Source organism: Enterococcus sp. S183_ASV_20, assembly GCF_018919685.1.
GTDB classification, from domain to species: domain Bacteria; phylum Bacillota; class Bacilli; order Lactobacillales; family Enterococcaceae; genus Enterococcus; species Enterococcus faecalis.
This window is the reverse complement of the sequence record NZ_JAHLRI010000014.1, coordinates 55,862-65,700: the sequence shown is the minus strand read 5'-3', so window position 1 is coordinate 65,700 and position 9,839 is coordinate 55,862. Positions and strand designations below refer to the sequence as shown.

Annotated in this window: 12 protein-coding genes; all 12 read left to right on the top strand. The window is 35.7% G+C overall.

All coding sequences use genetic code 11. From position 1 onward, the window contains the following. Positions 1–280: 280 nt before the first annotated feature. The 12 genes from KQI94_RS07160 (at position 281) to KQI94_RS07105 (ending at position 9,813) form a co-directional block, all read left to right on the top strand. On the top strand, positions 281–514 hold the full coding sequence (locus KQI94_RS07160; protein ID WP_002366354.1) for a hypothetical protein: 234 nt from the start codon (positions 281–283) through the stop codon (positions 512–514). A 2-nt stretch (positions 515–516) separates the two neighbouring features. Next, complete coding sequence (locus KQI94_RS07155; RefSeq protein ID WP_002366356.1) at positions 517–1,851, top strand: DNA methyltransferase; 1,335 nt, start codon at positions 517–519, stop codon at positions 1,849–1,851. 37 nt (positions 1,852–1,888) lie between these two features. Then, complete coding sequence (locus KQI94_RS07150; RefSeq protein ID WP_002363360.1) at positions 1,889–2,080, top strand: hypothetical protein; 192 nt, start codon at positions 1,889–1,891, stop codon at positions 2,078–2,080. A gap of 136 nt (positions 2,081–2,216) precedes the next feature. Then, positions 2,217–2,405: a hypothetical protein gene (locus tag KQI94_RS07145; RefSeq protein ID WP_010783305.1), complete on the top strand. Its 189-nt coding sequence runs from the start codon at positions 2,217–2,219 to the stop codon at positions 2,403–2,405. A gap of 85 nt (positions 2,406–2,490) precedes the next feature. Further along, positions 2,491–3,165, top strand: a complete 675-nt coding sequence (locus KQI94_RS07140; RefSeq protein ID WP_014524789.1) for a hypothetical protein — start codon at positions 2,491–2,493, stop codon at positions 3,163–3,165. Positions 3,166–3,211: 46 nt separating this feature from the next. After that, complete coding sequence (gene terS, locus KQI94_RS07135; protein ID WP_002366360.1) at positions 3,212–4,069, top strand: phage terminase small subunit; 858 nt, start codon at positions 3,212–3,214, stop codon at positions 4,067–4,069. Beyond that, entirely contained in the window at positions 4,047–5,339 is a 1,293-nt protein-coding gene (locus KQI94_RS07130) for a PBSX family phage terminase large subunit (protein WP_002390185.1), read from the top strand. Before terS ends, KQI94_RS07130 begins: the two co-directional genes overlap by 23 nt. Continuing rightward, positions 5,339–6,823: a phage portal protein gene (locus tag KQI94_RS07125; RefSeq protein WP_002366362.1), complete on the top strand. Its 1,485-nt coding sequence runs from the start codon at positions 5,339–5,341 to the stop codon at positions 6,821–6,823. The genes KQI94_RS07130 and KQI94_RS07125 overlap by 1 nt, the downstream gene beginning before the upstream one ends. Further along, entirely contained in the window at positions 6,816–7,742 is a 927-nt protein-coding gene (locus KQI94_RS07120) for a minor capsid protein (protein WP_002366363.1), read from the top strand. Before KQI94_RS07125 ends, KQI94_RS07120 begins: the two co-directional genes overlap by 8 nt. A gap of 122 nt (positions 7,743–7,864) precedes the next feature. Further along, entirely contained in the window at positions 7,865–8,500 is a 636-nt protein-coding gene (locus KQI94_RS07115; protein ID WP_010783308.1) for a DUF4355 domain-containing protein, read from the top strand. 13 nt (positions 8,501–8,513) lie between these two features. Continuing rightward, complete coding sequence (locus tag KQI94_RS07110; protein WP_002366365.1) at positions 8,514–9,410, top strand: hypothetical protein; 897 nt, start codon at positions 8,514–8,516, stop codon at positions 9,408–9,410. Positions 9,411–9,480: 70 nt separating this feature from the next. After that, entirely contained in the window at positions 9,481–9,813 is a 333-nt protein-coding gene (locus KQI94_RS07105) for a phage head-tail connector protein (protein WP_002366366.1), read from the top strand. Positions 9,814–9,839 lie beyond the last annotated feature (26 nt).

Below are 9,839 nucleotides of genomic sequence, written 5' to 3'. Positions count from 1 at the left end.
AGCCTGCGGAAACAGGATAAAGTGGCTAGCAACCTAGTATTGTTAAATAAGTGTTAGATTGGCTAGGCAGTCTAATACAAATCTTTAGACTACTCAATAAAAATGAGTGGTCTTTTTTTGTACATAAAAAAGCCACTAGACTATGGGATCTAGTAGCTAGGTAGCATTCGTGCACAATTTTTGTTGATTGCTATTTACAAAAAGGAGTTGCTACCCATAAATAGTATAGCAAGAAGTGATTTATTGAATCAAGTACATAAAACAACTAGGAGAGAAAAATATGAAAAGCTATTGGTATGTATCGCTAACACATAAATATCCACAGTCGAACCGCTCAACTGTTTCGATGCGTGTTGTAATGTCTGTGCAGATAAAAAAGAATGCATCTATTGTCGAAATGACGAGAGAAGCCACACCAAAGGAAATTGATGATTGTAAGCTTGTTTATTGTGGGCATGGCTATTTTGATGAGAAGAACATTCAAGAAAATATTAAACGAAGCATGAGGGATTAGAAATGAAATTTGAAAAGATGAAGTTATCAGAACTACACCCTGCTGAATATAATCCAAGGGTTGAATTAAAGTCGGGCATGGAAGAATATGAGAAGCTTAAACAATCCATTTTGGAATTTGGCTTTGTTGATCCACCAATTTTTAATAAAAGAACAGGAAATTTAGTTGGTGGCCATCAGCGTGTATCGGTAGCAAAAGATTTAGGAATTGGCGAAATTGAAGTATCCATTGTAGATTTACCTATCGAAAAAGAAAAAGCTTTAAACATAGCTTTAAATAAGATTTCTGGCCAGTGGGATGAAGATAAATTAGTTGAGTTATTGGAAGAGCTTAACACAGATGAATTACCTCTAACAGGCTTCAATCAAGAAGAATTAGATGAGCTGTTAGCTGATATGAACAAATTTGAAACTACAGCCGATAGGGTAAAGGCAAATCCAGCAAATACCAGTTTATTTGATTCTTTCTTGTTTCCGCCATTTTCTTATCTTGATACAAAAACTAAGCGTTGGTTAGATCGTAAACGCCAATGGAAAGAGCTAGGGATCAAGAGTGAGCTTGGCCGTGAAGATAACTTGGTATTCAATCCTAGCATGCAAGCGCCAGGACTAGAAGGAACATCTATTTTTGACCCTGTTCTATGCGAATTAGGGTATCGTTGGTTTACACCTAAGACAGAAAGCAATATTTTTGATCCATTCGCTGGTGGTTCTGTGCGTGGAATAGTAGCTAAAGTTCTTGGGCATAATTACACGGGTATTGATTTGAGAGCAGAACAAATAAGTGCAAATTATGCTAATGCTCGAGAAATTGGTTTAAGTGATATTAATTGGATTTGTGATGACAGCTTGAATATAGACCATCATATTGAAGATGAAAGTCAAGATTTGTTATTTACATGTCCGCCGTATGCAGACCTTGAAGTTTATTCAGACGATGAACGAGACATTAGTAATATGTCCTATGAAGAATTTGCAGAAGTATATAGTGAAATTTTAAAACGTTCTGCTAAAAAGCTAAAAGATAATCGCTTCGCAGTGGTCACCATTTCTGATGTCAGAGATAAAAAAGGCTTTTATCAAGATTTAACTGGTTTGACTAAGAGAGCATTTAGCACAGAAGGCTTATATTTCTACAATGACATGATTTTGTTAAACGCAGTTGGTTCGGGTTCGCTAAGAGCTAGACGTTTGATGAACAATAGAAAAGTAACCAGAATGCACCAAAATGTATTAGTCTTTTATAAAGGAAATCCGAAAAATATTAATCAACATTTCGAAGTTTTAGAAACATTAGATGATGAACTAGAAAATCTCGTAAATGGACTGGACGAATAAAAAACAATCGTTTATGCTCTGCATGAGGTGAAGGGTAATGACAAATAAAGAATTAAAAAGCATAGCGGAAAACGCTAGAAGCCTATATAGAAGTAATCTAATTACTAGGGAAGAAGCAAAAGAACGTATCGAACCATTTATTGAAGCGTACAACAAAAAATCAATTGAGATCGCTAAGAAGTTTAACCAGAAACCGAAAACAATCTCTTTCGTTTCCTTTTTACGATAAAAAAAGAAGCCGAGTGCGCTAACACTCGACTACTTCAACGAGATACGAATACCCCGAAGACACAGAAGCTGGCATGCATGCTCTAAAGGAAGTTCTGTGTCTTTTAGCATTATATAATAGTGCGAGGTATTCTACAATGGAAACATTTGATTATGAAGTTCAACAAGCTTTAGAAAAGCAAAAGGTTGCGGAAGAAAATAACAAGATTATCAGGGCTGCAAAGGCTCAATGGATAAGTAATTTTAAAGAAGGTAAAGTTCGGTTGGACACTGTTAAAGATTTAAAAGATTTAATTGAAATTGAGAGTCACTTAAAAGATGTATGATTCATTAGGAAAATAATGTATGAATTTGACTGTATCCAATTATTCCTCGATAATTGAAGAAGTAATTTATCAAGGAGGTCTTTTTATGTCAATATTCTATAATAATCTAGGAGAATTTCAATGGGTATCTGTTACAGCTCTAATCAGTATACTTGGGATATTTGTAACTTTAGGATCGACAGTATATACAAACAAGAAAACTATTCGAGCTAATGTTCAATCGAAAACAAGTATTGAATGGATAAACAAGATAAGAGAATTGTCAGCAGAATTAATAAATAACTATGAATCTTTAGGTCATGCCTCACAAAAATTATATACTTGTATACTAAGTATATCAGCTTTGTCGGATTCATATAACAATGAAAAAAAACAAATTCAAGAAGTAGGGTTTGGTGGTAACATGTCAGTTATCAATCGAATGAACTCTTTGCATAAAGAAAAAAAAGAATCAAGTTTAGAATACAATAAATTCAGTTCTATTACGCTTTCCTTATATAATCAACTCTCTCTTTACTTTGTAGATGACTTAACCAACAATGAAATATTAGAACAGTTAGAAAAGCTAAAAGAATTTAATAGACGATTAGCGGATGTATTTAAAGAAGACATAGAAGTAAATCAGACTGAGTTTTCTTATCAAAAAGCTGTAGACAATTATTTAAAAATAGTTGATGAGTTATCATATGAAATTGAAAATTTTAGGAAGCTTATAGCGAAGTACATCAAAGATGAATGGAATGCCATTCAGAAAAAATAGAAAACAAAACTCAACTATCAACATGAATGCGAGGTGGTGTTAATGGATGGCTAGAAAAAGAGATCCACGTCGTGACCAGGCTAAAGAAATTTGGTTAAGGTCAAACGGTAAAAAGATTCTTAAAGATTTAGCAAATGAACTAAATGTTTCAGATTCTCAAATTAGAAAATGGAAATCGATTGATAAATGGAGTGCTGAATTGAAAGGTAATGTTACCAATGCCAAAGGTAACGTTACTAATCGAGGAGGCGCTCCATTTGGTAATCAGAACGCAGTAGGCAACAAAGGTAATAGCCGAGCCTCGCCACCACTTGGTAATAAGAACGCTATTAAAACTGGCGAATACGAAACAATATTTGCCGATATGTTATCTGATGAAGAAAAGGACATCTATTCTAATCTGAATGATGATCCTTTTTTTATTTTGAATGATGAGATTCGCTTATTAAAGGTACGGCAGTTTAGAATGATGAAACGTATCAAAGAAGCTGAAAAAGGACTAAATGATGAAGAAGTTGAACGGTTACAACAGCTAAGGAAAATTAAAACACCAGTTGAAAAAGACGGTAGAAAGCTAGAAATAAAACGTGAAGTTATGCAAGATGTTCAAGTAACTCGTAAAACATTTAGAAAGTTAGATGACATCTTAGCTATTGAAGATGCGTTGACTCGTGTTAGTAATCAATTAACTAAGTCAATTAAGCAACTGAACGAATTATCATTGAGTCAAGACAAGAAAGTCATGCTTAATCGTCAAAACGAAAAACTTGCTGCTGAAATTCGGCGACTCAAAATTCAGAATGGTGACGATATTCCAGAAGTTGAAGATGATGGGTTTATTGCAGCTATCAATAATATAGTTAATGATAATGAGGTGTGGAATGATGACAATATCGAAACGTAAAACATCTGTTGTTTTCAAATTCACATCGTTTTCTAAAAAGCAGAAGCAAGTTTTATCTTGGTGGAAACATCCCAAGTATAAAGATAAAGAAGCTATTATTTGTGATGGGTCTGTTCGTGCTGGTAAAACAGTTATTATGTCGCTATCTTACATCTTTTGGGCAATGGAAAGCTATGATGAAGATCAATTCGGAATGGCTGGTAAAACAATTGGTTCATTAAGGCGTAACGTTATACGGCCATTAAAAAAGATGCTTAGGGGTCGTGGCTATACTGTTAAAGACAATCGAACAGATAATATCCTTGAAATAACTAAAAATAATAAAACAAATTATTTCTTTTTATTTGGTGGTAAAGATGAAGCTTCGCAAGATTTGGTGCAAGGTCTAACTGCAGCTGGATTTTTCTTTGATGAAGTGGCGCTTATGCCACAATCATTTGTAAACCAAGCAACAGCACGTTTATCTGTAGATGGTGCTAAATCATGGTTTAACTGTAATCCTGCTGGACCTCATCATTGGTTCAAACTTGAATGGTTAGACAAGCTAACAGAAAAGCATGCTATTCGCATTCACTTTACTATGGAAGATAATCCTTCGCTTAGTGAAAGAGTAATTAATCGTTACAAACGAATGTATTCAGGAGTTTTTTATGACAGGTATATTCGTGGATTATGGGTATTATCTGAAGGAATTATTTTTGACAACTTTGATGCGGAAACGATGGTAAAAGAACCTCCCAAAAACGCTATAGCTAGTCAATATTACGTATCTATAGACTATGGAACTCAAAATGCTACAGTCTTTTTGTTATGGGCTAAATATGAAGAAAATTGGTATTGCATTGATGAGTATTATTACTCTGGTCGTGATGAATCAAAACAAAAAAGTGATGATAAATATTTGAAAGACCTGAATTCTTTTGTAGAAGGAAAAAAAGTTAAAATTATTGTGGATCCGTCAGCAGCTTCGTTTATTGCATTACTTAGAGAGAATGGATACAAAGTTATAAAAGCCAAAAATAATGTTATTGACGGCATTCGTGCAACTCAAACAGCAATGAATGAAGGAAAGATTTATTTTTCTAGTAACTGTAAAAATTTATTTGCAGAATTTGCATCATATATTTGGGATGAAAAAGCGGCAGATAGAGGCGAAGACAAGCCTATAAAACAACATGATCACGCGTGTGATGCGCTAAGATACTTTGTTTACACCATTTTAAATAAATCACGAGGAATTAAGCTACAGAGCGTGAAGGGGGTTATTTAATGACAGAAGAAGTAAGTAGACCAAATACTGAAAGTAAAATACGTGAATTCGTTGACCTTTTAGGAAATCGTGTCTTTTATTGTGATAAAAACGCAAAGATTGACGAACGCTTGGTGGATAAATACATTAATAAGCATCGGAAATTAATAGGGTTTTACGAAGAATTAGAAAAGCTCTACAACGGTCAACATGATATTTATTATCAAAAAAATAAAGGAATTGGAAAGCCTGACCATCGAATTGCAGTCAACTTTGCCCGTTATGTTGTAGATAGTTCTGCAGCTTTCTTTAACGGTAAACCAACAAAGATTACTCATCCAGATGGTGAGGTAAAAGAATTTGTTCAAAATTTCCGTAAACGAAATGAGGAAGAAGACAACGATGCAGAGCTTTCTAAGCTAACTGCTATTTATGGGCATGCTTATAAGCTTTTATATCAAAACGAAGAAGCAGAAACGTGCGTGACTTATTTAAAACCTACGCAAGGATTCATTGTTTACGCAGATGACTTATTAAAAGCGCCTATGTTTGCGGTTCTTTACAACAAAATGGCAAAGGACGAGCTAACAGCAACTGTTTATCCACAAAATAGCACAGAAACGTTTATTTTTACACAAGACAAGACTTCTAAACGATTGGAAACTAAGAGAGGACCAACCGTTTTTCAGAAAGCCTTGTCTTATTTATTAGGTGGAAAAGAGGCAATCGCTAATCCGTACGGTGAAGTGCCTATGATTGAGTTTATGGAAAATGACGAACGACAAGGACGTATTGAGTCTGTGTGGTCGCTGATTAATAATTACAACGAAGCTCTATCAGAAAAAGCGAACGACGTGAGTTATTTTGCGGACGCTTACCTGAAAATGATAGGAGTAGATTTAGCTGACGAAAACGTCGCTGCTTATTTACGAGATAACCGAGTGATTAATAGTGCCACTCCTTTATCTGAAGGTGAAACAGTAGACATTGATTTTTTAGATAAACCTAGTTCGGATACAACACAAGAAAATCTGTTAGACCGATTAGAACGATTAATCTATCAAATGTCTATGACTTATAATGCAAACGATGAAAGTTTTAGTAATAACGCTTCAGGTATTTCGCTAGAATTTAAAATGCAAAATCCTAGAAACCTCGCACAAGCAAAAGCTAGGAAGTTTAAAAAAGCATATGCGCAAATGTACAAAATGATTTTTTCATTGCCTACGAATGTACCTGCTAATAAAGCGAAAGAATGGTTTAATTTAGAATACACTTTTGACTTTAATATTCCGCGCAATATTAAAGACGAAGCGGAAACTGCACAAAAACTTGAAGGGATTGTTTCAAGAGAAACGCAATTAGGCGTATTATCGATTGTTTCTGACGTGACCCAAGAAATGGAACGTATAAAGGACGAAGAAACCGAAGAACGTTTAAATCCACAAGTTGATTTTGGTAAATTTACTCAAGCTACGGAAGAAGTGACCGAAGAACATGAGTAATTATTGGGCGGAACGAGAAGCAAAACACATCGAAGAAATGCTGAAACGACATGTGAATTACGAACAAGAAATTCATAGACGGTATTTACAGTTATGGAAAACGATAGAAGCAGAAATTCAACAGTTTTACGTCGCTTATGCAGGGAAAGAGAAGATTAGCATTGATGGAGCGAAACGACGTGCAAGTAAACATGACGTACAAATTTTCGCGGAAAAAGCGAAACGTTATGTACAAACAAGAGATTTTTCAAAAGAAGCTAACGAGCAATTAAGGTTATACAATTTAACAATGAAGGTTAATCGTTTAGAGCTTTTAAAATCGAAAATAGGTTTGTATTTAACAGACAACACTAATCAGCTACAGACCTATTTTACAGCAATGTTAACAGAGGAAGCTGTAGCGGAGTTTGTGCGACAGGCTGGGATATTAGGCGGGTCCATTCTTTCCAAAGAAACCTACCGAATGTTTGCTAAAGCGATTATTGATGGTTCGTTTCATAACGCGACATTTTCGCAACGTTTGTGGGTGAATCAAGATGTTTTGAAAGCAAGTATCGATCGCTTGTTAACAGTTGGTCTATCAGCAGGCAAACATCCAGATATTCTAGCTAGGGAATTACGCAAATTAGTTGTGATTGACAGCTTGCGAGGAAAGGAAACGGCTGATTATGTCGCACGTCGGCTAATGATTAGTGAATCCGCAAGAATACAAAGTGAAGTACAAAAGCAAAGTTACGAAAAATATGGGTATGAAGAATACAACCTAATCGTAGAATCAAACGCTTGTCCTATTTGTGTAGGAATAGCAAGTGCAAATCCACATAAGGTTTCTGAAATGAGCCCAGGAATCAACGCAAGTCCTATTCACAACTGGTGTCGGTGTAGTACTGCACCTGCTTATAAAGACAAAAAGTTCTAGCGAAAGTTAGGCTTTTTTTATTTGCCTTCTTACTGCTTACAGGCGTTAAAGAGAAAGCTGTTTCGATTGATAGGCGTAACCTATTAATTTCGATTAGCCACGTAATGGCTGGAGGTTTTAACATGAACGAAGAAAAACACTTATTATTACCGATGGATTTACAATTTTTTGCAGATGAGCCAAATTCTGATGAGCCAAACTCTGACAATTCAAACGAATCGGGGGATTCATCGACAAAGGATTCTCAAAATCCAAAAAATGAAAATCCAGACGGAAAAGAAACTGGAAAGACTTTTACCCGTGATGATGTTGCCAAGATGGTCGCAGCAGAAACTAAAAAAGCTGTGGCGCAAGCAAAATCCGATTGGGAAAAGCAAAAATCTTACGAGCAAATGACTGCGGAAGAACGTGTTAAGGCGAAAGAACAAGAAGCCGCTGACAAAGAAGCACTAGCGGAAAAACGAGAAAAGGAAGCACAAGCCCGCCTCGACCGTTTAACGCGTGCCGAATCTGTTCGTAACGATTTATCCGAGAATGGTCTTTCCGACTACGTAAGTGCTGCACAAGCCGATTTATTGCTTGTGAAAGATACGGACGAGGATACAAAGAAAGCTGTAGATGAATTAAAACAAATTATTTCAAAAGCTAGAGATGGTATCCAAAAAGAATTGCTGAAAGGTCAAACTGTAAACGTTGCTACAGCAACAAAAGAGACCGATTGGCGCAGCAATTTGACTAAAAATTTAGAAAAGAAATAGGAGATGAAAAATTATGCCAGTTATTTTAGATAGCAAAGATTTAAAAGCAATTGACAAAGAATTTGCTGCAGGCTCGCAAGTTTGGGATTTATTGAAAGGTGGGGCTGCTGCAGTAACAGAAGCGGATTTTGTAGGCGCAAAAGAAGTCCGCATCAACAAAATGAAAGGTTTTACTGCTAGTGATTATAAACGTAACGAAGACAATAAACGTTCTAAAATTGATGTGGCAAAAGAAACGGTCAAACTAGAGAAAGAACGTTGGTTTGGTTATGACTTAGACACATTAGATCAATCAGAAAATGCTTCCTATGAAGTTCAAGCGATTGTGGAAGAACACACTCGTTTAGTTGCGATTCCTGAAAAAGATCGCGTTGCGGTACAACGCCTATTAGAAGCGGCATTTGCGGAAGCAGCGGATGATGATAGCGAAGGAAAATACGTTGGAAAAACGGTAAAAGAAACCATTACTACAGAAAATGCTTTGGCTTCATATGATGCGGCAGAAGCGTATATGACAGATGCAGAAATTGTCGGTCCGTTTATTATGTTTGTATCCACTGACTACTATTCAGCATTAAAAAATGCAAAAGGTGTTTCAAAAACATTTACTACGAACGAGCAACAAATTTCAGGTATTAACCGTAAAGTTGCGCAGTTAGACGGTTCCGATACTATTATTCAAAAAGTAGCCAAATCTCGTTTACAGGTAGATTCTACGAAGAAAATTAATTATATTCTTGTGCCTTTGATGGTTTGTTCGCCAGTTGAAAAATACAACTCTATTGATCTAATTCCAGCTTCACAAGACCGTGATGGCTACAGAGACACCATCAAAGGATTAAACTATTATGATGCTATCGTAACTGAAAAAGCTCGTCCTGCCATTTACGTTTCTTACGATTCAAAGTAAGCGCCCCGACCGTTAAAAAGGTAACACCAACGGCAGATGGGGCAGTTATTGAAGCAGAGTAGGTGAAAAAATGACTCTTTCAGATTATCGCGTACTACTGGATATTTCAGAGGATACCTACGAAAAAGATAAGGCAAAAATTATCAAAATCTGGGACATTACTGAAAAGCAACTGCTAGTAAAGCTAAAAACAGATGAGATACCAGAAAAATTGGACTATATTGTTCCATCAATTGTAGTGAAACGTTACAACCGTTTAGGTTTTGAAGGCATGGAACAACATTCTCAATCAGAAGAAACAATTTCTTATAATTTGGACGACTTCGGGGAATTTCAAGATGAGATTAACGATTATCTTGAAGAACAAGGCTTGATTCGTAAAAGGAAGGTGTCCTTTTTATGAGAACCTGCATTAATTACTACAACAAA

Excerpts from the sequence above, each read along its gene's own strand:
- KQI94_RS07160 (WP_002366354.1), top strand. The coding sequence starts at position 281 with ATGAAAAGCTATTGGTATGTATCGCTAACACATAAATATCCACAGTCG.
- KQI94_RS07155 (WP_002366356.1), top strand. The coding sequence starts at position 517 with ATGAAATTTGAAAAGATGAAGTTATCAGAACTACACCCTGCTGAATAT.
- KQI94_RS07150 (WP_002363360.1), top strand. The coding sequence starts at position 1,889 with ATGACAAATAAAGAATTAAAAAGCATAGCGGAAAACGCTAGAAGCCTA.
- KQI94_RS07145 (WP_010783305.1), top strand. The coding sequence starts at position 2,217 with ATGGAAACATTTGATTATGAAGTTCAACAAGCTTTAGAAAAGCAAAAG.
- KQI94_RS07140 (WP_014524789.1), top strand. The coding sequence starts at position 2,491 with ATGTCAATATTCTATAATAATCTAGGAGAATTTCAATGGGTATCTGTT.
- terS (WP_002366360.1), top strand. The coding sequence starts at position 3,212 with ATGGCTAGAAAAAGAGATCCACGTCGTGACCAGGCTAAAGAAATTTGG.
- KQI94_RS07130 (WP_002390185.1), top strand. The coding sequence starts at position 4,047 with ATGATGACAATATCGAAACGTAAAACATCTGTTGTTTTCAAATTCACA.
- KQI94_RS07125 (WP_002366362.1), top strand. The coding sequence starts at position 5,339 with ATGACAGAAGAAGTAAGTAGACCAAATACTGAAAGTAAAATACGTGAA.
- KQI94_RS07120 (WP_002366363.1), top strand. The coding sequence starts at position 6,816 with ATGAGTAATTATTGGGCGGAACGAGAAGCAAAACACATCGAAGAAATG.
- KQI94_RS07115 (WP_010783308.1), top strand. The coding sequence starts at position 7,865 with ATGAACGAAGAAAAACACTTATTATTACCGATGGATTTACAATTTTTT.
- KQI94_RS07110 (WP_002366365.1), top strand. The coding sequence starts at position 8,514 with ATGCCAGTTATTTTAGATAGCAAAGATTTAAAAGCAATTGACAAAGAA.
- KQI94_RS07105 (WP_002366366.1), top strand. The coding sequence starts at position 9,481 with ATGACTCTTTCAGATTATCGCGTACTACTGGATATTTCAGAGGATACC.